This window comes from Paenibacillus sp. cl123 (genome assembly GCF_900101595.1).
In the GTDB taxonomy this organism is placed as follows: domain Bacteria; phylum Bacillota; class Bacilli; order Paenibacillales; family NBRC-103111; genus Paenibacillus_G.
Genome location: NZ_FMYY01000010.1, coordinates 59,600 through 86,496, shown reverse-complemented (window position 1 = coordinate 86,496; position 26,897 = coordinate 59,600). Strand labels below are relative to the sequence as shown.

Below are 26,897 nucleotides of genomic sequence, written 5' to 3'. Positions count from 1 at the left end.
GCTTGCATCGCACCTGGTTACCCTGCATTATTCTCACGGTCCATGCCATATTCCCGCGGCATCCGGACCGTCTGCCGCTTAAGCTCTGCGAAGCTCAAGAGGGGTCACTCCCTCCAGCTTCTTGAACGCCCGCGTAAACGAGAGTGCGTTCACATATCCTACTTCCCGGGAAATATGCTGGATGGACGCTCCCGATTCCAGCAGCAGCAGCTTGGCCTGATAAATGCGCTTCTTCATCACGTAATCCACGAAATTTTCTCCGAACTGCTCCTTGAACAAGCGGCTTAAGGTTTTGCTGTTAATATCGAAGGTTTCGCTGAGCAGGGCGAGCGACAAGTTCGGATCGGCATAATGCAGGTCGATGTAACCCCGCACTTCATTCAGCACCGCGGCGCGGCCGTTCATCTCCCGAATCGCCGCCAAGCGGACACCCGCCGCCTTCAATATCTCACAGAGCGCTTGCCCCAACTCCACGGCCAGCGTCTTCTGCTGCATGCAGCGCTCGATAGCCGGATCGAACTCCTCATTCCAAGCCTCTGCGTATTCCTCGCCGAGTTGGGCGATATCCTTTCGGATATGGTAGATCAGACAATGGAGCAGCATATCGATATCTTCCTTGGGGACAAGCAGCGTTCGGATATCGTCAAACCACGCCTCCAGACGGCTCTGCCAATCCGGCACGGCCAAACGGAAATGTCCGGCAAGATCGCGTGTGGAGACGATCATCCCCAGATGGCCGGTACGGTCCATCCGGTCGATCTCCCAGTAGCCGATGACCCGGTTGAGGCCCAGCGTAAACTTGTATTTGAGCATATGCTGAGCTTCCCCGTAAGACTCGCAGATAAGCTTGGGCTCCCAGACCGGACTGCCGACGCCGATGCTGACTGTCATCTTCAGATTGCCGTCGATCCACGCGACCCCCTGTTCGAGGATTGCCGTCAGCGTCTCTTGGGTAACGGGGCCGCTCCTGCCGACGGGATACAGCACCGCAATCTGGTTGACCGATACCCAGTCCGCCCAAGGACTGATGCCATGAGCGTCATGCGCCATCTCGATCAGCGCATTGTACATGGCAAACTTCAGCAGCGCCTGATCGCCGTCGCTAAACTGGGCGGCGAAGTCGTCGTACCCGTCCATTTCCACCACCGCCATCATGAAGCCTTCCGGCAGCTGATCGCCATAATGCGCGGACAGCAGCTGACGCGCTTCCTCCGCGGTCCCAGCGAACCCGCCTTCTCTCAGCTCGGCGAACAGCATTCTCCGCTTGATAGCCGCCGTTTCCTTGTGCCGCTGCTCGAATTCTGTGGATTGTTCGATCATCTTTTCAATCACCTGCCCGACAAAGCCAAGCTCATCCTTGTTCTTCTCGAAAGGCAGCTTGAAGTCTGCGACAAGATGATCCAGCTTGGACACAATAGCATGGACCGGCTTGTAATTGCGCCTGGTAATATAGATCATCCAGATCAGACCGAAGCCGACCACGATGGAACCGCATACAATATATAGAAGGACCATCGTATTAAGAATCCCGTTCAGCATCCCCTCGCGATAGCCGAGACGGACCGTGTAGCCGGTGTAGTCCGAGGTATATACAGCATCGGCCAGCACGCTGCCGGGGCCCGACTCGAGCAGCAGTCCGCCCGCGCCGTCGGTAACTGTCACATAGGTGCTGTCCGGATCGGACAGGCGGTGAATAAGCTGCGTCAGCTCCCGCACGTTGACATTTATGACCAGCAGTCCACCCGCTTCCCTCAGGATCGGAATCGGCCGCATGACCGATATTACCTGGTCAGGAGACTGTCCATCGAATTCCCGGTATTCCCGGACGCCGGTCCAGTCGGTGGCATCGATTTGTCCCGGCAAGACGGCATGGCGGATGAAGTCGCGGTCACCGAACCGCTCCAGCGTGGACGTAACGTTCATCGACTGCACGGATTGGTCGGAGAAGCGGTAAATATAGATCGAATCGATCATCGGATGATTGTGAGTAATCTCCCTCAGCATCACGGTCAGCTCATATGTGGTGTAATACGAGTTATGCGTCGGGTTTAGCTGAGTGAGCAGGCGAAAGCTGTTTTTGTCCAGCAGCTCGGTATACATCACCTGCTCGACCGCCTTCAGCTCACGATCGATCGCCGACTGGATGAATTTCGCCATGACGAGGCTTTCCTTCTTCACCGTTTCTCTGGATAAGTGTGTGGAGCCGATCACGATCAGCAGCACCAGAATAGTAAAGACAGAAAATAATATGGGCAAATAGGAAACCAGCAGCCGTCGGTAATACCCTTGTTGCTCCAAGTCATAGCCCCCCTTAACTCATCCGTGATCGCTAACATTGCTATAATAGCAATTGCCCCTCAATTATAAAGCATGTATTGAGGGGCTGACTATTTATATATGCACGAATACCCGGTCTTCCTCGTCCACCGATACATCATATTTCTCGACCGATACGTCGTAGGTCATCGTACGCATCTTGGGATCGACCACCATCTGTCCCGTCTTGATATCGAACTCCCACTGATGCCATGGACATCGGACGATTTCGCCTTCGCATTCATACGAGAAATCGCCGGGTCCCGATGACGTGACGAATGCCGTGGTGTGACCCGAGCATAACGCCGCCCCCTGATGGGGACATAAGTTGCGAAGCGCATAATAAGCGCCATGGATATTGTAAACCCCGATGCTGCGTCCGCCGATGGTGATAATATGCTTGGAGCCCGGCGGCAGGTCGTCTGCTTTGCCTACCAGATGCTTGGTCATGCCGTCGCTCCTTCCGTATCGCTGCTCCGGGGCGGCAAGCCGTACAGCTCAGCCGCATTCTGATAGAAAATCCGGTCCCACATGGCACTGTCCATCTTCGGAAACGCTTTGGTCGGCGAATCGAAGTCCCAGTGGGGATAGTCGCTGGCAAACAATAAACTGTGCTCGGCGTTTATCGCTTTCATCAGCGGCAGGAACAACGATTCATCCGGCGGAAGCTCGATCGGCTGCGACGAGTACTTCACATGCTTGCGGAAATATTCGCTAGGCGGCTCCTTCACCCAAGGCGTCTGGCTGCGCAGCGCCTTCCAGTCCTGATCCATCCGCCAAATATACGGCGCGAGCCACAGCATCCCCGCTTCGATGATAACGAATTGCAGCGTCGGAAAACGGTCGAACACCCCTTCGAAAATCATGCTGGCCAGATGCGCCATCATAATCTGCGTGCGGGCCATCCGGTATTCGATATAGTGATTGACATGCCCTGCGCCTGTCGGCGGGTGGTTGATCCCGATGCCCTCCATGCTGACATGAATGGCAAAGGGCAGGTTATGCCGCACGCATGCCTCGTAGATCGGATAATAAAAACGGTTGCCATAAGGCTTCTCCGCCCCGTTGGAGACGATAACCTGCACGATACTCGGATGGTCTCCGATCCGGTCGATCTCCCGGGCAGCGAGCAGCGGGTCCTGCTTCGGAATCATTACCGAGCCCTTAATCCGGCGGTCCTGGGATAAGTAATGATCGATCATATAGCTGTTGTAGGCGGTACACAGCGCGGCCGCATAATCCGGGTCCGGCGTAGTCTGGATGGCATAGTCCCCGATTCCGGTCAAAATCGCATGCTCCACCTTGTATTTATCCAGATGCTCGGCTTGAAAATAGGCCAGTATACTCGAGGTTTTACCGTCCTGCGGAAATTTCTGCTCCTGCATAACGCCTCCCTTCGCCCCATTCAAATACATCGCCCCTTGACTCGGGAGCCGCATCCCGAACGTTTCGATCTGTTCCCGGTAATGCCGGGACAAGTAGCCCATCACTTCTTCCCGCACGGAAGGAATATGAATGTCGCAATCGATAATGGATTTCTTCGCTTTCGGACTTCTGGCGGATAACGGCTTTACCGCAATATCTTCCATTTTTTTGTCCTCCTTAAGAATGCTCGGTTTGGGATAGGATCTGAATTTATCCTCATCTTACCGCACATGCCGGAGGGAGTTAATACACTTTTTAGATAACAATTTTCACTTTATTGCGGTCCGGCAAGTTCCGGACCATTGACAATGCGGCCGGCGCGGCTTTAGCATACAGAGAGATACAGCTTCGGATGAAATCGGTTGCAGGCCGTTGCGTTGACCGTAACCGCTCGGCGAGGGGGGATAAATCCGGTGAACCAGTCTATGCTCAGTCATCAGATCAAGGTGCATCAGCATATATTTGCAGGGCCTCAGAGCCGGTTCATGATGGCCGAGCAAATAAGCGCGCATCATGCGCTGTTGACCATGGAAACAGGCAGCTTCGAATTCGAGATCGGGGACGAGCAGGGAACGGCGTTTTTCGGGGACCTTGTATTTTGTCCGGCGGGGGTTAATTTCAAGCGTAGAGCTTTGTCGGATATCAGCTTCCATCATATCCAATTCGAGCTGCTGCCGGCCGCGGACGGGATGCCTGTCTTCCAGCCTCCGGCGGGCAAGCTGCGGATCAGCGATACGGAGCGGCTGAAGTCCACTTTCAATTATTTGCGCAAGCTGCAAAGCCGCAGAAGCTCGCTTCAGGTACAGCCCGAATATGTACGCAACCAGCTTGTCGCCGATCTGCTCCTGCTCTGCGAGCTGGAGCGCCTGCTGACGGACACCGCCCGGCAGCAGCCAGATCCGCTGATGAACGAGGCACAGCTCCTCATCCAGAGGCAAGCATTCGATCCCGAGTTCAGCCTGCGGGATACGGCGGCGCAGCTAGGGCTGCATCCGTCGCAGCTGACCCGGCATTTCCGGGCCGCATATGGCTTGGCCCCTGCCGCCTACATGACGAAGCTGCGGCTTGAGGAAGCCAAGCGGCTGCTGATCGAAACGAATGACACGCTCGAATCGGTCGCCACCCGCTGCGGGTATGAGAACGGCTCTTATTTCTGCCGGGTCTTTACCGAAAAGGTCGGGATAAACCCTTCGGTATTCCGGCAGCGCAATTGGATCTGAGCTGAGATCGGATAGGCAGCTCACGAACATAAAAAACTATTTAAAATAAACACGATGGAAGCGATCGTCTAATGCAGTACCTGCCATCCAAAGCCATGGGAAGAAAAGCAATCCATGGCAAAAGGATGACAGCAGAATTGATCATTGAACGTTTAAGGATGAATCCGTAATATAGGTATTATCATACATAAATACCTTATATTTCGAAGAGTGCACACGGAGAAGACCGGAAGTGGAGGCGAAATCGGATACCGTTAGGACCGGAATGCGGGTTGCTGTTTCACATTGTTGGCGGCGTTCGGAAGAGTTTATACGATTTTTCGTACAACTCCCCCATTTGGGCCGCCAGTCGGATGAGTTTTATACGATTTTTCGTACAACTCTCCCATTTGGGTCGCCAGTCGGATGAATTTTATACGGTTTTACGTACAACTCCCCCCATGTGCCGCCAGTCGGATGAGTTTTATACGGTTTTTCGTACAACTCCCCCATTTTGGCCGCCAGTCGGATGAATTTTATACGGTTTTTCGTACAACTCCCCACATGTGCCGCCATTCGGATGAGTTTTATACGATTTTTCGTACAATACCCCCATTTGAGCCGCCAATTAGGGGTGTTGTATACGATTTTTCGTACAACTCCCCCAATGGGCCGCCAGTCAGAAGAGTTTTATACGGTTTTCCATCCACTCTCCGTACTTTGACCACCAATGAAGCGCGTTTTCTACGTATGGAAGAGCCTGACTCTACTTATGGGACGCCCCGGGGGATGGGACAAACCTCATTAACGCCTACAAATGCCGAGCGATCATCCGCACAAGCTCGGCCGGCAGCCCGCTCAGCCGGGTCAAGTCCAGGCAGCGCTCCTGCCCATAGATATGGCGGATGACTTCCTTGTCCTGGCCGATCGCGGCGGCAATAAACGAGACGCCCTTCCGTTCGAATTCGGCTATCGTCTGCCGGATATCCTCGGCCGCGCGATTTCCCGTGTAGTCCTCCAGCGCCTTGGGCTGTCCGTCGCTCATGCTGATCAGCAGCCTCGTCTGCCGGGGGGAGGCTGCCAAACGTTCGGCCATGATGCGAAGCGCCATGCCATCGCGGTTATTGCTTCGGGCTCGAATCCCCATAAGCCGGTATTTGTCGCCCGGATCAGGCTTGTCATAGTCGGCATAAGCGAACACCGACATCTGCTCCAGCCGGGAAACATCCGCCGTATCGCCATAGATCAGAACCGGAATATCGCACATCCGGCAAAATTCATAAACCGCAATGACCGCCCGCTTGGCGGCTTCCAGCCTGCCGTGCGCGGACATGGACGCCGATTCGTCCACCCGCAGACCGACGGCCAGCGACGGGTTTTCCGTCGGAGGACGTTTCCGCGCGAAATATCTGAAATCCCGGTAAGCCAGGCTGTCCGCCTGAAATTTGCTGCCGAAATAATGATTCCGCGCGAACTCGGAAGCCGTCTCATGCTCCAGCAGCGGAAGCGTTTTTCTGACGATATCCCGGATAACCGGCATCAGTTCCCTGCTCAGGCGGGTATACTCCCGCTGATCCTCGTCGTTATAGCCGGGCCGGTGTACGATCAGCCTGACTTTCTTGTGTATGGAGTCGGTGACGGCTTCCCTCGCCTCCTGATTCAGCTTTTTGCGGAAATCGCGCTCACGCTGCGCGTCATCCGCCGGCATGGTTTCGGGATTTGTCTGATGGTAAACAGGTTTGCCTTCTTCGCCGGAGTCCGGGCTCTCTTGATCGGTGCCCTGCTCCGACTTGCCGTAGGAACCGGGATCGCTGTCGGGAGACTTGGTCACTACCATGCCTTCCTCATCCTTCCCGTCGTCCGCCTCGACCTCTGCCACGTCTACTTGTCCCCAGCTCCTGATCTCAAACGAGCCAAAGTTTCGTTTTTTTTTACCTCCGCTTCGAGCTCCTCCAGATTCACCGCCAAGCCGGACGCCTGCAGGGCCTCCTCCAGCAGCCGGATTTCCTCGGAGTCGGTCGTAATTTTGTAGATGACTTTATAATAAAGCGATTCCCGCGGGGACGCGCCGTCAGCCACCGCATCCGCCCAGAACAAGTAGGACCGCATCCCCGCCACGCCCTTGATCCCGTGAGCGCGGGCTGCTCCATCCAGCGTGATGATCGCATCGGCCAGCACCCCAAGCGCCGCTTGGTCTTGATAGCCTGTCTTGGCCAGCGCGCGCTCGATCATGACCTCCCTTGTCGGCAGATCCATCTTCTCCGAGTGCTGCACTCTGTCGCGCAGCGCCTCATTGAGCGGCCGGGTCCCGGTATAGCTGCGGTTCGTAGTAATGACCGCTACAAAATCCGGGTGACGGTGGACAATTTCCGTCGGCAGATTGATGCTGCCGTCCGGCTCCAGCGCGGAGTTGAGCGCCATCAGCACGGCGGCGTCCCGAATGACCGTCGGCTCCTGAATCTCAAGCAGGTAGCCGTTCCGGTACGCTCTTACGATCTCGGAAGGGTAGAAGCGGTACTCCACCTTTTCCGTCTCGGTCTGTTCGGAAGCCAGCTTCAGCAGCTGCTTCATCCTCAATGCCGCTTCCTCCCTTGTCACGGCCAGCGTCTCGGTCAAAATTTCCGTCGCGCTGCGAAAGCCGTCGCTTTCGTACAAGGCTTTCAGCGCCATCTGCTCCACCGCTCCAAGCTTCTCCAGCCCCTCGGGGGCAATGACCGGCAAGATGCTGCCGATGACATCGGATTTATCCATATCGGCGAAGCAGGTCACCTTCGTATAAGGGAGCCCGAGATTGGCCGACAATGCTTTGGCCAGCTGGGTTTTGCCGGAGCCGGCATCCCCCTCCAAAAGGATCGTGGCGATTTTCATCTCGCCGCGGTTCCAGTTGCGTTTGATTTCGCGCGATATGCGCCGCTCCTCTTCGCTTACCTTGTGGGAAGCGGGCTTCTTCCAGATCAGCCTTCTTTCGGCTTCGGTCCATTGCCGGTCAGGCGATACTTTGTAGCTTTCATTATGGCTTTCTTCGTTGTTCATCCTCATCACCTGCTTGTTTCATCATATTCTAATAACCCATTTCTTCCAAAAGAAGGGACAATACGCGCAGCCTCTCGCCGAGCATCTCTCCGTTTTCATTCAGCGCCCGGGAGAACAGCCTGATATCTTCGTCAATCATCGGATTATCCGTGCAGACGGAGATATTCATCGCATCGCCCTGCAGCCCGATCCTGTCGATGGTCGGCTGCTGCGGATCATACAAGTGCGGATACCGGTATGCATCCTGGAAATGCAGGCTCGTGCGGCAGATCAAAATGGCGAGATCCAGCACCCGGTGCACAGGCAGCTCCTCGGATTGAAGCGACCACTCTCCCCCGGTATACCGCCATACCTTGGCCAAGATATCGACCTTGTTCCGCTCATTCCACTGGGCCAGTCCGAGGGAAAGTCCTTTCGCATCCGTCTCGCGCGCCGTCCGTCCGTCGATTCGCTCATAATTTTCCGAGACGATAACAGGCTTATGCTTTAAAGAAGTTGGTATTTTCATCATGCTGGTTCCCTCTCTTCATCGAATCGGCCGGAAAGAGGCAAGTCTAGAGTCTCTTAGAGCTATAAAGCATTTCGGTACGCCCGCTCTGATTGATCTGTCCGCCGATTTCTTCATTTAATAATTTACTAATTTACTAATTTACTAAATCCACAGACAGAAATATAACACAGAAAAATTTGAAAATCAATAGGCCGCATACCTGTTGTTTCCCCTGCGGCTGAGCGGACCGCCAACACGTAAATAGCCTAAGCGTATCTCTCCCGATCGTTTCGGGTTAAAGATCTGCCTAGGCTATTGATTGAGAAGGGGGAAATCATCCGGCATAATCTGCTACAGGGCATATTCGCGGAGCAGCCGCTTCGTTTCTTCCGCTTCCAGAAATTCGGCGGGCATCATGCCCTTTTCCACCCAGCATGCCATGCACTGCTTTTCCGTCGTGCATTCGTGAGCTTTCTGACAAGTGTAGCAGAACTGGATATAATTTCTTGTTATTAAAGCTTCTTTGTTGGCTTTCATCTGGAATCACTCCTTCTTTCTTATGAGCTAAGCATAACAGAAGCCGATAAGGATTCATGTGATTTTTTTCACAATATTACTCGCATATTTTAGCCGATTCCCTTAAGCCCCTGTAGACGCCAAGCCCCCGGCCGTGCAACAATGAGATGATTGCATTCCATTACTGAGGTGATCCCGCTGCTATGACCTTGCCAAAGCTTATATTCGTCATCGGCCCCGCCGGCGCCGGTAAAACGACCGTGGCCAAAGAGCTGGCACGCCGCCTGCGCATCCCGCTGTTCGATATGGATACGCTGCTCCGGCCCGCCGCGGAGACGATCATGACGTTGTCCGGACGCGATCCGAACGATCGGGACTCCCCCGTCTACAAGCAATTCTGCCGCGACCTTGGCTACCGGATCACGATGGACGCCGCGCTGGAAAATCTGGAGCTTGGCATCGACACGCTCGTCGTAGGTCCGTTTACCAAAGAAACCGAAAACCCGCAGTGGCCGGAGCAGGAGCTGGCCCGCATCGGAGCCGCAGGTTCTCAGGTTGAGCTGAAGGTAATCAGCGTGTACTTGCAGGACGACGAGGTCTACCGGGAACGCATACGCCAAAGAGCCTCCATCCTGGACGTGTGGAAGCTGGAGAATTGGGACAGCTTCCGCCAGTCGCTCCGCCCCCGGCCTGTCCGCTGGGAGCTGCCTCCATCCGCGCTGCTTCATCTGAATAACTCCGGACCATGGACGGCCGACAAGCTGGCCAAGGCGGAGCGGTTCGTACGGGGCGGCTATGAGACGCCGCCCCGTCCATGAACCGTCAGCAGAGAGGACAGCCCTCTCTGCGCCCTCCTCCGGTTCGGTTCTGCTCCAGTTCGGCCCTCCTCCGGACCGGTCCTGCTCCGGTTCGGCTGTCTTAGCCGGAAGCCGCCGGCAGCGCCCGGAACAAGCCGTAGCCCTTGATCTGCTCCCACACCGGCTCCTTGTCGATGTTCAGACCTACAGGGGAGCTCTGCAGCCCGATGTCCACCAGCCAGCGGGTAAATCCCGCCACATTCATCGCTTCCATCTCTTCGAGACTGAAGAAGCCTGCCGCGTCAACCTCCACGCCATCCGGCTCCGGCTCGCCCGACACGTAGTCCATCGCGAAGGCAATGTACACGTTGTGGATATTGCGAGGCTGATCGCGCAGCGCCACCACGCTGGTCACGACCGCTTCTACGCCCGCCTCCTCCAGCACCTCTCTGCGCACGGTCTCCTCGATCGGCTCCAGTTGTTCGATATAACCTCCCGGATTCGTCCAATAGCCCTTGCCGGGCTCCTGGGCTCTGCGCACAAGCAGCACTTTGCCATCGCGCACGACGAGCGCCCCGACTCCTATGCTGTAATTGCCCCAATGCACAAAGCTGCACACGGGACAAGCCTTCCGGATCGTGCCGTCCACATCGCGGTTCTCCAGCGCATGTCCGCAGGACATGCAAAATTTCGCTTCCAAAGCCAACACCTCGGTGTATGAAGAATAGAGTACATTCCCCAACTATACCATACATCGGGGACGCAGAGCGCGTATTGCGCGCGGAGTTATTATGCTTCTTTGGCGTCAGCGGTCCTTTCATCTCGAAAACTGCTTCCGGAACCGCAAAGGGCTCACGCCTACCCGCTTCTTGAAGCAGCTGGTGAAGTAGGGATCGTTATGAAAGCCGACGCGCTCGGCGATCTGGGATATGGGCCACTCCGTCTTCAACAGCAGCAGCTTAGCCTGCTCGATCCGGTACCGGGAGAGAAATTCCAGCGGCGTGACGCCGTAATGACGCTTCATGCACCGCGAGATGTAGTTGTAATGAAAATGCATCGCTTCGGCCAGCGACTCGTTCGTCAGCTCTTTTTGGTAGTTTTGCTTGAGATAAGCTTCCGTTTTGCCGGCCAGCATGAAGCTTGGAGATTGCGCCTCCGCCGCTCCTCCCCGGTCCAGACGCTGCAGCAGTTCCAAAAACAGCTGCTGCTCCTGCCAGAAAGCGACGGAACGCGCTTCCACCGACAGCTCGAGCAGCCGCTCCAGGACGCGGAAACATTCCGCGGCACCTTCCAGCAAGCATGATTTGGGAATCCGCACCAAGGAACGGTTCACAAAAGGAAATGCGGCAGTCTCTTCCGCAAACCGCTCCGATTCGTTTCGGGCCGCCCGAACTCCTTCGATCCGCTCCTCCCAGCTTCCCGTCGCCTGGAAATGCACCCAATAAAACACCGTCTCTTCTTCGCATGGCCTGACCGCATAATGATACCCGTCCGGCCGCAGCAGCAGCGTCTGACCCGGCTGCAAGGACCACTGCTCCTCCTCTTCTCCAATATGCAAGACGCCGCTGACGACGAACAGCAAGTCGAAAATGCCCAGCTGCGCCCGGTTCGGATGCTGCCAGCCGGGTGCGTAAACCGATTTCCCCGACTCCAGATAATACGGGAGCGGGGGCGTCTGCCATGAAATCACTTTCGATTCGGACATCGGATGCCCACCTGCCTGTGTGAAATATTATAAAAAAGCGGTTGAAGCTCCGCATAGTTCCGCTTTAGTTTATCAGCTAGAATGGGGATGTGAAAGAGTAAATTCAGCATGCGAGGAGTGTTAATAAACATGAGCGCCCCGTTTCAAACGGAAAACCCCGCCGTACGCATCACCGATAACTTCTGGACGCCTTACTTGTCGTTGATCAGCGATACCGTCATCCCTTATCAGTGGAAAGCCTTGAACGACGAGATTCCGGATGCGGCCCCCAGCTACGCGATCCGCAACCTGCGCATTGCCGCCGGACTGGAGGAGGGAGAATTCGGAGGCATGGTTTTCCAGGACAGCGATCCGGCCAAATGGCTGGAAGCCGTCGCCTATTCGCTTGCCGCTCATCCCGACCCGCGGCTGGAGCAGCTGGCCGACGGCTTGATCGATCTGATCGTTCAAGCCCAGCAGCCGGACGGCTATCTGAATACTTACTTTACCATCGCAGTGCCGGACGGCCGCTGGACCAATCTGCATGAGTGCCATGAGCTGTATTGCGCCGGGCATATGATCGAGGCGGCCGTCGCCTATTACGAATCGACCGGCAAGCGCAAGCTGCTGGACGCAATGTGCCGCTTCGCGGATTATATCGACACGGTGTTCGGCAACGAGCCCGGCAAGCTGCAGGGCTATGACGGTCATCAGGAAATCGAGCTTGCGCTGGTGAAGCTGTACAAGGCGACCGGCGAGGAGCGGTACAGGCGGCTGAGCCAATACTTTATCGATCAGCGGGGACAGGCTCCCCATTATTTCATGGAAGAATGGCTGCGCAGAGGTAAAACCTCTTATTGGCGCCCAGGCGCCGCCTCCGCTCCCGATCCGGCGTACATGCAAAGCCATCTGCCGGTCCGTGAACAAAACGTCGCGGTCGGACACGCCGTTAGGGCCGTCTATATGTACGCCGCGATGGCGGACCTGGCTCTGCTGAATCAGGACGAGAGTCTGGCCGAAGCTTGCCGGAGGCTGTGGGCCAACCTTACGGGCAAACAAATGTACGTGACCGGCGGCATCGGCTCCACTCACCACGGCGAGGCGTTCACCTTCGACTATGATCTGCCGAATGATACGGTGTATGCGGAAACCTGCGCTTCCATCGGTCTTATTTTCTTCGCCAGGCGAATGCTGGAGCTGGAGCAAAAAAGCGACTATGCGGATGTGATGGAGCGGGCGCTGTACAATCTGGTGCTCGGCAGCATGTCGCTGGACGGAACTCGCTATTTCTACGTCAACCCGCTCGAAGTATGGCCGGAAGCCTGCAAGAAAGATCCGGGCAAGCACCATGTGAAGCCCGAACGGCAGAAATGGTTCGGCTGCTCCTGCTGCCCGCCCAATGTGGCCAGACTGCTGGCTTCCCTGGGCCAATACATCTATTCGGTCCATGGCAGCAAGCTGTTTGCCCATCTCTATATCGGCTGCGAGGCTGAATTCACAGTCGAGCAGGAAACCGTAGGCATTCGGCAGCAATCGGCGCTTCCCTGGACCGGAGAAGTGAGCTTCCAGCTTCGGCTGGCGAAACCCAAGCGCATGACGCTTGCTCTGCGGGTCCCTGCCTGGTGCAGCGGAGAAGCCGCGTTAAAGATCAATGGCGAGATATACCCGGATTCTTTGCTCCAGGTGGTCAACGGCTATACGGAAATCGACCGCCTGTGGGCCGACAACGACCTGATCGAGTGGACGATTCCCGTGTCAGCCCGCTTCCTGGAGGGTCACCCCTCCATCCGGGCTCTGGCCGGCCAAGCGGCTATTGAGCGCGGTCCTCTGGTATACTGTCTGGAGGAAGCCGATAACGGCGCGCCTCTTGCCTCGCTCGTCCTCTCCGCCGGCTCCGGACTGCGGGAGGCATTCGAGCCGAATTTGTTCGGCGGCGTATATGTAATCGAAGGAGAAGCCTGGAAAGATGATGAGGCTACGTGGCAGGAGACGCAGCTGTACCGCCGCTTGCGTCTGGAGAGCCGGCCCGCCACGTTCCGGGCCGTTCCTTACTTCCTCTGGGGCAATCGCGGACTGGGCGAGATGACCGTCTGGGCGCGGGTCCGCTAGTCGCCCAGCATACAGCCCTGCTTGCAGAAACACGGCCGAACACAAATAAGACCTATTTCCCGTACCGCTCTTCTGCTGCTGTCCGCTTTCGCCGCAAACTGCGCACCCACGCCTTCGTCTCAGCGTCGACGCGGAACGATTCCGTAATCTTCTGCAGCGTTTTATGGAACGTAAAATCATCAAGCGTATTATCGAGCAGCAATTCGGAAGCCCGACCGGGCTGCTTCACGAAGCAGACGGACAGCGCCCACGCTACCGCCATCTTCGCATAATAGCCTTCATGCCTGACCTTCTCCAGCAAGGCCAGCACCCGGTCGATGTACGTTTCGTCCGTGTAGTAGTTAAGCAGCATGACTACGCCGAAGCGCAGCTCATACTCACGGTCCGAAGATAAATACGGCTGCACAAATGCCCATACCCGTTCCTGATGCTGCCTGGCGACAACAAGGCCGGAGCAGAAGCTGTCGCAGACCGACCAGTTGTCGATCCGGGGAACGAAAGCCGCGACATAGCCAAGCAGCTCCTCGATATCCGCCTTCGCATAGCCGAGCACCATCCCCTGCAGCATGATCTCTTCGAAGCAGCCGTTGTCGTCCGACCCCGCATAAGCCCGCCAGTCGCCCTTCGCCAGCTGCTTGGCCAGCTTGCGCAGGACCGGCAGCCGGACGCCCAGCACGCCGGAGACGCCAGGCAGCAGGGAGGAGGCAAACTGCTGATAGGCCGGGTCCGCCCATGCGTTTAATTGCTCTCTGATCGCGCCTGTACCCGTGCTCGTATTCTCCACTTCCTCGGCTCCCTTCCTCTCGGTCTGTCCGCGTCTGAATGTCTTGAGGATAACTATACCTTACCCGAGAGCGCCGCGAAAGCAGCGGAGAATAAAAGAGCAATATAACGAAACATCGTCTGCCTCCTGCCCGCACAGCCCGGGATTAGGCACGCCCGCCGGCAGGCTCGACGTCCCTGGCGCTTCCTCGGTCGGATCCGGAAGTTTCGGAGGTTTTCCCAGCGTCTTTCGCAGCACCTTCCACAGCATCAGCCGCTTTTGCCCCTCCGTCCGGCCCTTGTCCGCCGCCCGGACGGACCGTCAGCTGGCCGTCCTCTGCGTCGATCCTCACCCGGCTGCCGTCTGCGATCTCGCCCGCGATAATGCCTCGGGCCAGCTTCGTCTCCAGCGCGCGCTGGATGTAGCGCTTCAGAGGCCTTGCTCCGTATACCGGATCATAACCTTCCCGTGCGAGATGCAGCTTCGCGCTATCCGTCAGCTCCAGCGCAATTCTGCGCTCGCTCAGCCGCTGCTCCAGCCCGCGCACAAGCTTGCCGACGATCCGCTCCACCTCCAGCAGGGACAGCGGCTTGAACAGCACGACATCGTCGATCCGGTTCAGGAATTCCGGCCGGAAGTGCCCGCGCAGCTCGCGCATGACGTTGGCTTGCACCTGTTCGGACAGCTGGCCGTCCTCCCTCACGCCATCGATCAGATAGGCCGACCCGATATTCGAGGTCATGATGACGATCGTATTTTTGAAATCGACCACCCGTCCCTGCGCATCGGTCAGACGTCCGTCATCCAGCAGCTGCAGCAGCGTGTTGAACACATCGGGATGCGCCTTCTCGACTTCGTCGAACAGCAGCACGGAATACGGCTGCCGGCGCACCGCCTCGGTCAGCTGCCCGCCTTCCTCATAACCGACGTAGCCCGGAGGCGCGCCGACCAGACGCGAGACCGCATGCTTCTCCATATATTCGGACATATCGATCCGGACCAGCTGATGCTCGCTGTCGAACAGCGCCTCGGCCAGCGTCTTCGCCAGCTCCGTCTTGCCGACGCCAGTCGGGCCGAGGAACAGGAAGGAGCCGATCGGCCGGTTCGGGTCCTTGATCCCGGCTCTTGCCCGCAGCACGGAGTCGGCGACCAGACGAACGGCCTCCTCCTGGCCGACGACCCGCTTATGCAGCAGCTCCTCCAACCGAAGCAGCTTATCCCGCTCGCCTTCGACAAGCCGGCTGACCGGGATGCCCGTCCAGTTGGCCACGATATCGGCGATCTCTTCTTCCGTCACTTCCTCCCGAAGCAGCCGGTGGTCCGTCTCGGCCTTGGCGCTTTCCTCCGCCTGCTTCAGCCGCTTCTCGAGCTCCGGGATGCGGCCGTAGCTCAGCTCGGCGGATTTCTCCAGATCGTATCGGTCCTCCGCCTCGGCCAGTTCCTGCCGAGCGCGCTCCAGCTCCTTGCGCAGCTGCTGGATGCCCTGGATCGCTTCCTTTTCCTGCTCCCACTTGGCCTTCAGCGTATGATGGCGCTCCTTGAAGTCGGCCAGCTCCTTCTGCAGCAGCCGCAGCCGCTCCTGGCTCGCCGCATCCGTTTCCTTGCGCAGCGCAGCCTCCTCGATCTCCAGCTGCATCATCCGCCGCGTAACCTCGTCGAGCTCGGTCGGCATGGAGTCGATCTCCGTCCGGATCATCGCGCATGCTTCGTCGATCAGATCGATCGCCTTATCCGGCAGAAAGCGGTCGGCAATATAGCGGTTCGACAGCACGCCGGCCGCGACAAGCGCGCTGTCGTGAATTTTGACACCGTGATGCAGCTCGAAGCGCTCCTTCAACCCACGCAGAATCGATACCGTATCCTCTACATCCGGCTCGCTGACCAGCACCTGCTGGAAACGCCGCTCCAGGGCAGGGTCCTTCTCGATATACTTGCGGTATTCGTCCAGCGTCGTCGCGCCGATACAGTGCAGCTCGCCGCGGGCCAGCATCGGCTTGAGCATATTGCCCGCATCCATCGCTCCCTCTGTCTTCCCGGCTCCGACGATCGTATGCAGCTCGTCGATGAACAGCAGAATTCGGCCTTCGCTGGCCTTGACCTCCTCCAGCACCGCCTTCAGCCGCTCCTCGAATTCCCCCCGGTACTTGGCCCCAGCCACCAGTGCGCCCATATCCAGCGAAAACACCGTCTTGTCCAGGAGCCCGTCCGGCACGTCTCGCTTCACAATCCGCTGGGCGAGCCCTTCGACAATGGCCGTCTTGCCGACGCCGGGCTCGCCGATCAGCACGGGATTGTTTTTCGTCTTCCGGGACAGGATGCGGATCGTGCGGCGAATTTCGGCGTCCCGCCCGATCACCGGATCAAGCTTGCCGGCGCGCACCTCGGCGACGAGATCGCGCCCATATTTCTCCAGCGCCTCGTAGGTCGCCTCGGGCTCCCGGTTCGTGACGCGCTGATGTCCCCGCACCTCGGCCAGCGCCTCGAGCAGCTTGCCGCGCTGCAAGCCGAAGGACCGCAGCAGGCTGCCGGTCTCCTGCTTATCCTCCGCCAGAGCGAGCAGCAGATGCTCGACTGACAGGTAGTCGTCCTTCAACGCGGCCGCCTCCTTCTCCGCTGCCGCGATCAGCCCGTCGAAGGCCGGCGACAAGTAAGCGCGGGGCGGCTCCCCGCCGGAGCCGCTCACCTGCGGCTTACGGGCCAGCTGCTCCTCCAGCCGGGCCCGCAAGCCCTCCGGCTGCACGCCCAGCTTCTGCAGCAGCCGCGGGGCAAGCCCCTCCTTCTGCTCCAGCAGCGCCTTCAGCAAATGCTGGAGCGTAATCTCCTGATGCTTGCGGGAGACCGCGGCCTGCTGGGCCGCCACGATGGCCTCCTGAGCCTTTTGCGTCAATCGGTTGAAATCCATCTTCATTCCTCCATTTCTCGAAACAAAGCTCTCCATAGCGTTGCATGCATGCTATCTATAGCTGTTCTTCATGTATATGCTTCTACGTATGGGTTACCCGTTAAACCGCGGTTCGAAAGGCTGCTCCTCGGCCAGCTGCCGATACAGCTCCTTGACGCGTTCCGAGCGCGGCTCGGGCACGGTAACGGTCAGCCGGACCAGCAGGTCGCCGGAAGTTCCGTCCGGCTTGCGCAAGCCTTTGCCGGCAAGCCTCAGCTTCTGCCCGCTGTCCACGCCCGCAGGCACCTTCACCCTGAGCGAGCTGCCGCCGGGCAGCCGAAGCTGCGCTTCCGTCCCAAGCGCAGCCTGCCAGGGAGCGATCCGCAGCTCGGCTGACAGCTCGTAGCCGTCGGCAGCAAACACAGGGTCCGGCTTCAGCCGAAGCGTCACGTACAGATCGCCCCGCTCGCCGTCACGCCTCGCGCGTCCCATTCTCTTCAGCCGGATGCGCTGCCCGTCCTTGATGGAGGCAGGCAGCTTCACGCTCAGCTCTTTCCCGTCCACCGTTACCTGCACCTTGCCGCCGCTCACCGCTTCGTCCAGCGTCACTGCCAGCTCCGCCTCCGCGTCGGCATGTCCCCGCGGCTCGTTCCACGGATCGCCCCCGGCGAAAAATCCGAAGCCTCCAGCTCCCCGCGAACTACCGCCGCCAAAGAAGCCGCCCAGCAAATCTTCGATATCGATGCCGGGTTCCCCCGCGCCGCCCATTCCGCCATAGCCATACCCCGTCTTGCTTCCAAACGGATTTCCTTCCCGCTGTCCGAAGCCGGAGCCATGCGCGCCTGCCGTCCCCCAGCTGCCTTGTGCGCCGGCTTGCGCGGCCTCCCGCCAGCGCTCGCCGTACCGGTCATAGCTCTTGCGGTTCTCATCGTCGGAAAGCGTCTCATACGCCTCCTGCACTTCCTTGAAGCGCCGCTCGGCTTCCGGCGTTTTGTTCACGTCGGGGTGATACTGCTTGGCAAGCTTCTTGTATGCCTTCTTGATCTCGTCTTTCCCCGCGGCGCGCGTAACGCCGAGTATTTCGTAATAATCTTTCGCAGCTTTCATCTGCGCCCCTCCTTACCGATACGGATGCATTGATCAGCTAAGGTCAAACCGATTGCTGCAGAAAAAGGTACGACAGTAAGGCTGCATACCTTCCATCGTACCTTTATCAGGACGTTTATTCGATCCCGATCCGTCTGTTTGCCGGCTCTTTCTTGGCTTTCTTCGGAATATCCAGCTTCAGCACGCCGTCCTGCAGCTTCGCCTTAATGCCTTCTTCCTCAATGCCTTCCACATAGAACTGACGGGCGAACTCGCCGTAATGCCGCTCGCGGCGGATAATCTTGCCCTGCTCGTCCTTCTCTTCCTCCACCTGGTTGCGCTTGGCCCGGATCGTCAAATATTTATCGTTTACGTCGATATCAATGTCTTCCTTCGCAAACCCCGGCAGCTCTGCTTCTATTAAATAGCCAGTATCCGTCTCGCGGATATCCGTGCGGAATGAACGCGTGTTGCTATGAAGCGGAGCCAGCAGCTCTTGGTCGAAAGCATCGTTGAAGGTTCTCAGCATTTGGCCGAGCAATTCTTCATTTCTTCTGCGGAATGGAACCAGATCGAACATACATAATCTCCTCCTCGTATAAGGTTGTTTGTTTCTTGCTATGTCCTTATTATACCCGCGAAGGCCGATATCCATCAAAAACCATATCGGTTCAAAATAAGGCGTATACGCGTAAAATCGGCGGTTTGCGTGAAGCAGCTGGCATAAATACTGACTTTCTTTGACTTTGACCTTTTCTGACTTTGTTTCGCCCATCTCGAAGCGCACAGCGAAAAATGGTACAATGGACGGTAGAAAACTTATAGCGGAAAGGCGGCACATTATGTCCGTTATCGAACCTATCCAGTATCAGCCCTTCGAAGACGAGGCTTCCCTGATCGAGCAATGCAAAAGCTGGGGACTGCTGAGCGAGAAATCTACCAAATTGAAGCTTTTTTTGTACAAAAAAAACGGGACAAGCCATAACTGCCGCATCGTGGGTATGGTCGATCCGATCACCGCGGTCATTGAATTCGACGATCAGCGGCGGCATTGCATCCACCCCTCCTATTTGAAGGAAATGCAGGCGTCCGGCTTCGTGCAGCGGCTCTCCTCCGACGCGGAAGGGCCGGCGGAAACGGCAGCCCAGGAGCCTGTCGAAGCGGCCGCGGAGCAGGCGGTTCCGACGGAAGCCGCGGAGAGCGAAAACGCAGCCGCTTCCCCAGCCCCGGCAGCGGCAGCGGAACCCGCGCCAGCCCGGGGAGCTGAACCCGTCATGGCCTCCGCGACGGAATCCGAAGCTTCTGAGCCGTCCGCGATCCCGGCGGAGAAGCCGAAGGGCAAGGCAAAGCAGGCGAAGGCTCCGAAGCTCCAGCTGCCCGAGGAAAAGGTCCGCATGACGGCCACCGTCAAAGCGTTCGTGACCGTACCGAATCATTTCTCGGATACGGATGATGAAGTTGTCGTCTATGAGCAGGTTGCGATCGCCGAGCCGGCCGTGGAGCTGGGCGAAGCCTGGTCGAGCCATAGCGCCACACTGAAGAAGCTGGAGCTGGAGGTTGGCGACCAGCTTACGTTCGAGGGCAAGCTGGTCGCCAAGAAGCTGACCAAGCACCCGGTTCCCTACAAAATCAATAACCCGGCGAAGATTCAGAAGAATTCCCCTTCTGCCTAGCTGAGCCAAGCATGAGACAGACTTCCGATTCGCGCAGCATTGCGCGATTCGGGGGTCTTTTTCTTGAAATCTCCGAACGTGCGTACAAGCTTCGCTTTCTTGGGTTACGCGCGGCTTCCACAGACGCCGTAAGACGTTCAGCCTTATTTCGTTATCTTGCTGTTCCATCGCGCGAGGCGTTCACATCTTGCTTTCATAGGTTATACTGGTAGGGAAAGCGAGGTGTTCCAGGATGATCATAACCGAGGAGAGATGGCGGGCCATACTCGAGAATAACGCCGCTTATGACGGCCAGTTTTTTTATGCCGTCCGCACGACAGGCATCTTCTGCCGGCCCTCCTGCAAGTCACGGCCTCCGCGGCCCGATCATATCAGCTTGTTCCGCACGGCGGAGCAAGCCATGTCCGGCGGGTACCGGCCCTGCAAACGCTGCAAGCCGGTCGGACAACGTCTGCCCGATGAGGAGTGGATCGGCGCGCTGACCGCATATATCGATACTCATTATGGGGAGCATCTGACCTTGGAGGGACTCGCCGACATTGCTCACGGAAGTCCGTATCATCTGCACAGAACGTTCCGCCGGATTTTGGGCGTCACGCCCGTCGCTTATATCCAGAGCAAACGCGTCGAGCGGGCGAAGCAATATTTGATCGGATCGGATAAAACCGTCTCGGCGATCGGCCAGCTCGTAGGGATGCCCAATACGCCATATTTCATTACGCTGTTCAAGAAGAAGACAGGCCGGACGCCGGCCGGCTTCCGCGAACACCATCAGAAAGCAGGGGAGGATGCCGAGCATGGAAACTCACAATGATTCAAAGCTTTACTGGTCGCTGCTCATCTACGAGGACTGGACCCTTCACCTTGCCGCCACTTTGTCCGGACTTTGCTTTGTAGGCGCCCAGCAGGGGACTATGGACGAGCTGAAGCAATGGGCGGACGCCCGGCTGCCGGATTGGCAGCTCGTACGCGACGATGCGAAGCTTGCGCCGTATGCAAGCCAGCTCATTGAATATTTGCGCGGCGAGCGCACAGCCTTCACCCTGCCCTTCGATCAACGGGGAACCTCCTTCCAGCAGGCGGTATGGCAAGCGCTCGCCGGCATCCCCTACGGTGAGACGAAGTCATACTCCGACATCGCCGCTCTCATCGGACGCCCGGCGGCCAGCCGCGCCGTTGGCGCCGCGATCGGCGCCAATCCCATTCTTATTCCGGTGCCTTGCCACCGCGTCATCGGCAAGGGCGGCGCCCTCACCGGCTACCGCGGCGGCATGGACATGAAGACGAGGCTGCTGGAGCTGGAGCAGGCCGCCGCTGCGCGAGGCGTCCGGCATGTCTGACCGCTCCGTTGAACAGTCAGACATGCCGGGCCAGCCGGCCGAGCGCCGCGCCGCGGAGTATGCGGCTGAGGTGCCTGCAGACTTTCTTGCAGGCGGCTCAGCCGCCCAGCTTGCTCGGCAGCTTGACCTTCTGGACTGGGACAGCATCGGACAGCTGCTGGATGAGGAAGGATACGCCAGGCTCCCTGCGCTGCTAGCGCCGGCGCAGTGCACACAGCTGATCGGCACGTACGGGAGGGACGCGCTGTTCCGCAGCACCATCGATATGAGCCGCTACCGGTTCGGCGTCGGGGAGTACAAATATTATGCGGCTCCGCTGCTTGCTCCGCTCCGCCAGCTCCGCGAAGGGCTGTATCCCGGTCTCGCGCAGACCGCCAACCGGTGGATGACGCGCTTGGGAGAGCCTACCGCTTACCCCTTGGAGCTGGAGGAATTTCTCGGCCTGTGCCACCGGGAGGGGCAAACGCGCTCCACGCCGCTGATCCTGAAGTACGAAGCCGGGGGCTACAACTGTCTGCATCAGGACTTATACGGGAAGGTGTATTTTCCCTTCCAGGTTGTTGTACTGCTGAACCAGCGGGGAGAAGATTACGAGGGAGGCGAGTTTCTGCTCGTCGAGCAGCGGCCCCGGGCCCAGAGCCGCGGTCAAGCCATCGCCCTGGAGCAGGGGGATGCGCTGATATTCCCGACAAGGTACCGGCCCGTTGGCGGCTCCCGCGGCACTTATCGGACGACGCTGCGCCACGGCGTCAGCACGGTTACTGCCGGGACCAGGTACAGTCTGGGCCTCGTTTTTCACGACGCGGAATAAGGTCCAGGAAGAGACAGATGCGCAAAGACGCCAGGCATTTCCCGTCGTTCCGAGAAATGCCTGGCGTCTTTCTTTTCCAAATATCTCGCCCTGCCAGGCGGCTCGCTCACTGAGCACGCACCCGTCAATCAGTGCGCAGGCGCCCGGTGCCCATTCAGCTCATTGTCGCCTTGCGGCGGAACGGCGCGCTTCAGCAGGAATGAAGCGAGCCAGGCAAGCGCCACCAGGGCGAAGGCCAGCAGGAACGCGCTTCTCATCCCCGCGATCAAGGACAATGCCTTCAGCTCGGCCGCAGGAACATTCCCTGCGTTTGCCGCGTAGCCGGCGGAGCTGATCGTCATGATCGTCACCAGCAAGGCGGTGCCGACCGCTCCCGACACCTGCTGGAGCGTGCTGATAATGGCGGTGCCGTGCGCATAAAGCGCAGGCGGCAGCTCATTGAGCGCATTGGTCATGACCGGCATCATCAGCATGGAGATACCCAGCATCAGCAGCGTGTTCATGATCATGATCGTGCTGTAGGACGTTGACAGCGTGATGGAAGCGAACTGCCACAGCGTATTGCCGATCAGCGCCAGCCCGACGATGGCCAGCCACTTGGCGCCGAATTTATCGAAAAGCCGGCCTGTGATCGGAGACATGATGCCCATCAGGATGCCGCCCGGCAGCATGACCAGCCCCGCCTCCAGCGGACTGTAGCCGAGCGCGTTTTGCAGAAAAATCGGCAGCAGCATCATGGCGGAGAACATCGCCATCATCACGATCATCATGATGACGGTCGACACGCGGAAGATGCGGTAGGTGAACGTCCGCAGATCGAGCAAGGGCTGCTTCAGCTTAAGCTGTCTCCAGGTGAACAGCGTCAATGCGGCCAGACCGATCAGAACAGGCGTCAGCACTTGAGGACTCGCCCAGCCCCCATGCCCTTCGCCCGCGCTGCTGAAGCCGTACACAATCCCTCCGAAGCCGATCGTCGAGAGCAGCAGGGACAACACGTCTATTTTCGGATTTGTCGTCTCCGTGACATTTTTAAGCTTCGCGTAAGCAAAAATAATAACGAACAACGCGATCGGCAGCACCCCGTAGAACAGCACCCGCCAGCTGAAATGCTCCACGATAATGCCGGACAAGGTAGGTCCGATGGCGGGAGCGAACGTGATCACGATCCCGATCGTCCCCATGGCGGAGCCCCGCTTCTCCAGCGGAACGACGGAGAACACCACATTGGTCAGCAGAGGAAACAGCAGCCCCGTTCCCGCAGCCTGCAGCACCCGGCCGGCAAGCAGCATACCGAAGCCCGGCGCTATGGCCGCGATGCAGGTTCCCACGAAAAACAGTCCCATGGCCGTCAGGAACAATCCCCTCGTCGTAAAACGCTGGATAAGATACGCGGTGACCGGAATCAGCACCCCGATGACAAGCAGATATCCCGTGCTCAGCCATTGGGCTTTGCTTGGCTCTATCCCGATATCGGCCATAATTTTCGACAACGCCACATTCAAGAGCGTTTCATTCAGAATCGCGACAAACACACCGAGGATCATGACCATGATGACGAGGAAATTGCCCTTGCTCCCGAATGTCCCTCCGCTTGTCTGCGATGGTTTTGCATGTACAGTACTCACTTTCTTGCTCCTCTCCTATATCTCTTGCAATGGATATGATGTTTCTTACCTATTTTAACATGTGCCCGTGGCCTGCATTTCTTCCCGATTGCTAAAGTTGATGGCTAACCCTGGCTCTCCGCAGAAGCGCGGCCCGTTTTCCCAACCGGTCCTCTGGCCAAGCCGAGATAAGACAAAAGAGCCAGCACGCTTGTCGCCAAGATGATGATCCCCAGAGGAACGGCCGTATCTTCACCTGCGATCCCTACTAAGGGCGAGGTGACCGCTCCGAGCAAAAATGGAATCAGCCCCAGCAGAGCCGCAGCGCTGCCCGCCAGTCGGCTCTGAGTCTCCATCGCGAGGGAAAACGAAGCGGTCGCCGTCATCCCGATGGAAGCGACGAAGAAAAACAGCGGAATAACCAATGCGAATAACGGCCCTTGAAACAGCACCACGAGCAGCACCGTGAAACTCGCCGCGACCGACAGCAGCAGGCCGATGACAAGAAAACGCCGTTCGGAGATCCGATGGGCAAGCCGCCCCACGACCTGCGAGCCGATGATCAGACTGATTCCGTTGGAGCCGAACAGAAAGGCGAATAATTGCGGCGACGCGCCGTAAATCTTCTGATAAATAAACGGAGTGCCGGATACGTAGGCGAACACGCCTGCGATCATAATGCCTTGAGCCAGCGCATAGCCGGCAAACTGCCGGTCCTTCATCAGCGACTTGAAGTTGCCGATCAGCTCCAGGAGATTGCTGGAGACGCGCTTCTCCTCGGGCAGCGTTTCATCCAGCTTCCACACGGTCGCCATCACGAGCAGCAGACCGGCCAGCCCGAGGAACAAAAACACTCCGTTCCATGCCGTCACCGCAATGACCCCGCTGCCGGCGACCGGAGCAAGCAGCGGCCCCAGATTGCCTACCAGCATCAGCAGGGAGAAAAACTTGGTCAGCTCATGGCCGCTGTACACATCGCGGACGATCGCCCGCGAGATCACGATGCCTGCGGCAGCCGCGAATCCTTGAATGAAGCGGACCGCGATAAAGAAGCCTATGCTGGGCGCAATCGCGCAGATCAGCGAGGCGGCCGCATACAGAATCATAGCCAGCAGCAAAGGCTTACGTCTGCCCATCACATCGCTTAGTGTACCCATGACGAGCTGCCCGACTGCCAGCCCGAGCAAACAGGCCGTCAGGCTGAGCTGCACAAGGGATGCCTGCGTGCCGAACTCCGCGGCAATTTCCGGGAAGGACGGCAAATACATATCAATCGTAAAAGGTCCGAGAGCCGAGAAGGCTCCCAGCAGCAAAGCGAATCTGACCCGGCTCCGGCCGGCGGATCCGCTCTTTACTAAAGTTTCACTGTTCATCCTCTCCTGAGTCTCCTATCCGTCTTTTTCTCTAAAAAACATATTTCTTATCCTAACAGCATTTCAGGCTGTTGAACAGCTTTTATTTATTAATTAACTATATAAAGGGAAGTTTAATTAAAACAAAAAAGCATCTGGACGATCTGTTCGCCGGATGCTTCTTCGCTTCTCTATTTCTTGGACTTGGCCTTGAACTGGTCGTAAGCCGACTGGTAAATTTCCAGGTAACGCTTGATGTTCATTTTGTCCAGCGTGCCGAGGTAGTTGTTCCATTCCTTCTCAACATCGAATGCGCCCGTCACGGCTTTGGCGAAAAACTCCGTTCGGTAATCCTTGATCGACTTATCCAGTGTTGCCAGCTCCTCCGCTTGCTCCGTCGTGAAAAACAGAGGCGGTACGATTTTGGCGGCATCGATAATGTAAGGCTCGTAATTATTTTTCGTTTCATTATATAAGGTTGTCTCCAGCGGATTGCCGTCGGCGTAGACGCTCAGCCGCCATTCATTCGTCCGCAGCGAAGGTCCCAGCTGGGCCCAGTGCACATTTTGCAGCTTGCCGAAAGTCGCGATCTGCTGCCAGGTGGCCTGCTTGCCATTGAGACCGAGCTGGCCCTGCTTCGGACGGACCCACTCCTGATCGGGACGGCCGATCGTGCTGCGCAGCGTCGCTTCCTCCGAGAGAAGGAAATCGGCCAGCCGATAGGCGGCAGCCGGATTTTTAGCCTTGTTCGTGATGACAAACTGTCCGCTGGAAGCCGCGTACGGATTATAAGCGGTCGAGCGAACGCCCCCGGGTCCCTTCAGCGGCGGCACCGACACATAATCCTTGAACCTCGGATTATCCACATCCACGAACACCGTCTGATTTTGCGAAGCAACGGCACCGACGATCGGGATCTCCGGGTTCAGACCCATCTGCTTCAGCTGGTTCCGGTCCTGTGTGAAGGTTTGCGGCGCGATCAGCCCCTCGGCGAACATCTTATTCAGGTACTTGAGCGCCTCCTTCCATTGAGGCTGATTGAACGCCACTTGCAGCTTGCCGTTCGTGACATAGAAGTGATTGAAATCCTTTTCGATGAATGCACTGGTGAGAAACAGATCCAGCGTGGAGGACGGGCCGTTGATTGCCCCTACAAGCGGAATTTCATCCGCCTTGCCGTTCCCGTTCGGGTCCTTCTCCTTGAACGCCTTGAGCACCTGATAAAACTCATCGGTTGTCGTCGGGATCTTCATGCCTAATTTGTCCAGCCACGGCTTGTAGATCCACATCTTCTGTCCCATCGAGCAATGATAGCAATCGTTGACCTGGGGCACCGAATAAATATTGCCGTCCGGCAAGGTGATGAAATCTTTCACGTAGCTGACCTGCCCGAACATCTTTTTCATCTCAACGCCGTACTTCTCAATATAAGGGTTTAGGGGGATGAATACGCCGTCCTTGCCGTATATGGACTGTTGCACCGGCGATACGTTCATACCAAGCAGCACATCGGGATATTCTCCGCTTGCCAGCGTCACATTCAGCTTCTCGGCAAACGTTTTCTCCGGAGCGATCTCCCATTCGATATGAATGTTCGTTTTCTCCTCCAGCCATTTCGTGAACTCATTGGTGCAAAGTTTTCGATGATACTGGAGCCCCTGACCATGACCTTCAGTGTCGTCTTCTCCTTCGTAATCGGGAAAACGCCCGCTTCCGTCACCTGATCGCTTTCGGCCGTCCCCGGCTTCGCATCGCCAGGATTCGCCGCAGGCTGCTGTTGCCCCGAGCAAGCGCTTACAAGCAAGGCTGCTGCCGCCG

The 26,897-nt window shown here is 57.6% G+C and carries 22 protein-coding genes and 1 pseudogene; 7 read left to right on the top strand and 16 right to left on the bottom strand.

The features are described 5' to 3' along the window. Window positions 1-78: 78 nt before the first annotated feature. The 3 genes from BLR08_RS17250 to BLR08_RS17240 form a co-directional block, all read right to left on the bottom strand. The gene (locus BLR08_RS17250; protein WP_072333233.1) at window positions 79-2,298 is read right to left on the bottom strand and encodes a helix-turn-helix domain-containing protein; all 2,220 of its coding nucleotides are present in this window, start codon (window positions 2,296-2,298) and stop codon (window positions 79-81) included. A 93-nt stretch (window positions 2,299-2,391) separates the two neighbouring features. After that, window positions 2,392-2,766, bottom strand: coding sequence for a Rieske (2Fe-2S) protein (locus tag BLR08_RS17245; RefSeq protein WP_072333236.1), 375 nt, complete (start codon window positions 2,764-2,766; stop codon window positions 2,392-2,394). Then, a complete protein-coding gene (locus BLR08_RS17240) occupies window positions 2,763-3,905 on the bottom strand; it encodes an amidohydrolase family protein (protein ID WP_072333239.1) in 1,143 nt (380 codons plus the stop codon). Before BLR08_RS17240 ends, BLR08_RS17245 begins: the two co-directional genes overlap by 4 nt. A 249-nt stretch (window positions 3,906-4,154) precedes the next feature. On the opposite strand from BLR08_RS17240, the gene BLR08_RS17235 reads away from it, so the two are divergent. After that, window positions 4,155-4,961, top strand: a complete 807-nt coding sequence (locus tag BLR08_RS17235) for a helix-turn-helix transcriptional regulator (protein WP_072333241.1) — start codon at window positions 4,155-4,157, stop codon at window positions 4,959-4,961. A 790-nt stretch (window positions 4,962-5,751) separates the two neighbouring features. Here BLR08_RS17235 and BLR08_RS17230 read toward each other — a convergent pair. The 4 genes from BLR08_RS17230 to BLR08_RS17215 all read right to left on the bottom strand — a co-directional run bounded on the left by BLR08_RS17230 (window position 5,752) and on the right by BLR08_RS17215 (window position 9,000). Further along, window positions 5,752-6,819: a vWA domain-containing protein gene (locus BLR08_RS17230; RefSeq protein ID WP_256257705.1), complete on the bottom strand. Its 1,068-nt coding sequence runs from the start codon at window positions 6,817-6,819 to the stop codon at window positions 5,752-5,754. A 2-nt stretch (window positions 6,820-6,821) separates the two neighbouring features. Then, the gene (locus BLR08_RS17225) at window positions 6,822-7,973 is read right to left on the bottom strand and encodes an AAA family ATPase (RefSeq protein ID WP_072333243.1); all 1,152 of its coding nucleotides are present in this window, start codon (window positions 7,971-7,973) and stop codon (window positions 6,822-6,824) included. 28 nt (window positions 7,974-8,001) lie between these two features. Then, the gene (locus BLR08_RS17220) at window positions 8,002-8,481 is read right to left on the bottom strand and encodes a DUF6530 family protein (protein WP_072333392.1); all 480 of its coding nucleotides are present in this window, start codon (window positions 8,479-8,481) and stop codon (window positions 8,002-8,004) included. Between the two features lie 333 nt (window positions 8,482-8,814). Continuing rightward, on the bottom strand, window positions 8,815-9,000 hold the full coding sequence (locus BLR08_RS17215; protein ID WP_072333246.1) for a hypothetical protein: 186 nt from the start codon (window positions 8,998-9,000) through the stop codon (window positions 8,815-8,817). 188 nt (window positions 9,001-9,188) lie between these two features. Here BLR08_RS17215 and BLR08_RS17210 point away from each other — a divergent pair, with 188 nt between their 5' ends. Then, on the top strand, window positions 9,189-9,797 hold the full coding sequence (locus tag BLR08_RS17210) for a P-loop nucleotide/nucleoside kinase family protein (RefSeq protein ID WP_072333396.1): 609 nt from the start codon (window positions 9,189-9,191) through the stop codon (window positions 9,795-9,797). Window positions 9,798-9,897: 100 nt separating this feature from the next. Here BLR08_RS17210 and BLR08_RS17205 read toward each other — a convergent pair whose 3' ends face one another. Together BLR08_RS17205 and BLR08_RS17200 are read right to left on the bottom strand one after the other, a co-directional pair. Continuing rightward, window positions 9,898-10,476, bottom strand: a complete 579-nt coding sequence (locus tag BLR08_RS17205; protein WP_072333249.1) for an NUDIX hydrolase — start codon at window positions 10,474-10,476, stop codon at window positions 9,898-9,900. A 117-nt stretch (window positions 10,477-10,593) separates the two neighbouring features. Next, window positions 10,594-11,481 (bottom strand): helix-turn-helix transcriptional regulator, encoded by an 888-nt coding sequence (locus BLR08_RS17200; protein WP_072333252.1) that lies wholly within the window; start codon window positions 11,479-11,481, stop codon window positions 10,594-10,596. Window positions 11,482-11,610: 129 nt separating this feature from the next. Between BLR08_RS17200 and BLR08_RS17195 the strand changes: the two genes are divergently transcribed. Next, entirely contained in the window at window positions 11,611-13,569 is a 1,959-nt protein-coding gene (locus tag BLR08_RS17195) for a glycoside hydrolase family 127 protein (RefSeq protein ID WP_090586278.1), read from the top strand. Window positions 13,570-13,621: 52 nt separating this feature from the next. Here the strand turns inward: BLR08_RS17195 and BLR08_RS17190 are convergent, their stop codons facing one another. The 4 genes and pseudogenes from BLR08_RS17190 to BLR08_RS17175 all read right to left on the bottom strand — a co-directional run bounded on the left by BLR08_RS17190 (window position 13,622) and on the right by BLR08_RS17175 (window position 18,879). Further along, window positions 13,622-14,353, bottom strand: coding sequence for a DNA alkylation repair protein (locus BLR08_RS17190; RefSeq protein ID WP_256257706.1), 732 nt, complete (start codon window positions 14,351-14,353; stop codon window positions 13,622-13,624). 295 nt (window positions 14,354-14,648) lie between these two features. After that, window positions 14,649-17,234 (bottom strand): annotated as a pseudogene (gene clpB / locus BLR08_RS17185) (ATP-dependent chaperone ClpB); the annotation flags it as partial. 93 nt (window positions 17,235-17,327) lie between these two features. Next, a complete protein-coding gene (locus tag BLR08_RS17180; protein WP_072333255.1) occupies window positions 17,328-18,320 on the bottom strand; it encodes a DnaJ C-terminal domain-containing protein in 993 nt (330 codons plus the stop codon). A gap of 115 nt (window positions 18,321-18,435) precedes the next feature. Continuing rightward, entirely contained in the window at window positions 18,436-18,879 is a 444-nt protein-coding gene (locus BLR08_RS17175) for an Hsp20/alpha crystallin family protein (protein WP_072333257.1), read from the bottom strand. 262 nt (window positions 18,880-19,141) lie between these two features. Here BLR08_RS17175 and BLR08_RS17170 point away from each other — a divergent pair, with 262 nt between their 5' ends. The 4 genes from BLR08_RS17170 to BLR08_RS17155 all read left to right on the top strand — a co-directional run bounded on the left by BLR08_RS17170 (window position 19,142) and on the right by BLR08_RS17155 (window position 22,123). Next, complete coding sequence (locus BLR08_RS17170; RefSeq protein ID WP_072333259.1) at window positions 19,142-19,972, top strand: hypothetical protein; 831 nt, start codon at window positions 19,142-19,144, stop codon at window positions 19,970-19,972. Between the two features lie 232 nt (window positions 19,973-20,204). Next, the gene (locus BLR08_RS17165) at window positions 20,205-20,786 is read left to right on the top strand and encodes a bifunctional transcriptional activator/DNA repair enzyme AdaA (RefSeq protein ID WP_072333261.1); all 582 of its coding nucleotides are present in this window, start codon (window positions 20,205-20,207) and stop codon (window positions 20,784-20,786) included. Continuing rightward, window positions 20,770-21,312, top strand: coding sequence for a methylated-DNA--[protein]-cysteine S-methyltransferase (locus BLR08_RS17160; RefSeq protein ID WP_072333263.1), 543 nt, complete (start codon window positions 20,770-20,772; stop codon window positions 21,310-21,312). The genes BLR08_RS17165 and BLR08_RS17160 overlap by 17 nt, the downstream gene beginning before the upstream one ends. After that, window positions 21,305-22,123, top strand: coding sequence for a 2OG-Fe(II) oxygenase (locus tag BLR08_RS17155; RefSeq protein ID WP_256257707.1), 819 nt, complete (start codon window positions 21,305-21,307; stop codon window positions 22,121-22,123). The genes BLR08_RS17160 and BLR08_RS17155 overlap by 8 nt, the downstream gene beginning before the upstream one ends. Before the next feature lie 128 nt (window positions 22,124-22,251). Here the strand turns inward: BLR08_RS17155 and BLR08_RS17150 are convergent, their stop codons facing one another. The 3 genes from BLR08_RS17150 to BLR08_RS17140 all read right to left on the bottom strand — a co-directional run bounded on the left by BLR08_RS17150 (window position 22,252) and on the right by BLR08_RS17140 (window position 26,869). After that, window positions 22,252-23,748, bottom strand: a complete 1,497-nt coding sequence (locus tag BLR08_RS17150) for a DHA2 family efflux MFS transporter permease subunit (RefSeq protein WP_256257708.1) — start codon at window positions 23,746-23,748, stop codon at window positions 22,252-22,254. Between the two features lie 104 nt (window positions 23,749-23,852). After that, the gene (locus BLR08_RS17145) at window positions 23,853-25,100 is read right to left on the bottom strand and encodes a multidrug effflux MFS transporter (RefSeq protein ID WP_072333269.1); all 1,248 of its coding nucleotides are present in this window, start codon (window positions 25,098-25,100) and stop codon (window positions 23,853-23,855) included. A gap of 170 nt (window positions 25,101-25,270) precedes the next feature. After that, window positions 25,271-26,869, bottom strand: coding sequence for an ABC transporter substrate-binding protein (locus tag BLR08_RS17140; RefSeq protein WP_256257709.1), 1,599 nt, complete (start codon window positions 26,867-26,869; stop codon window positions 25,271-25,273). Window positions 26,870-26,897: the final 28 nt, after the last annotated feature.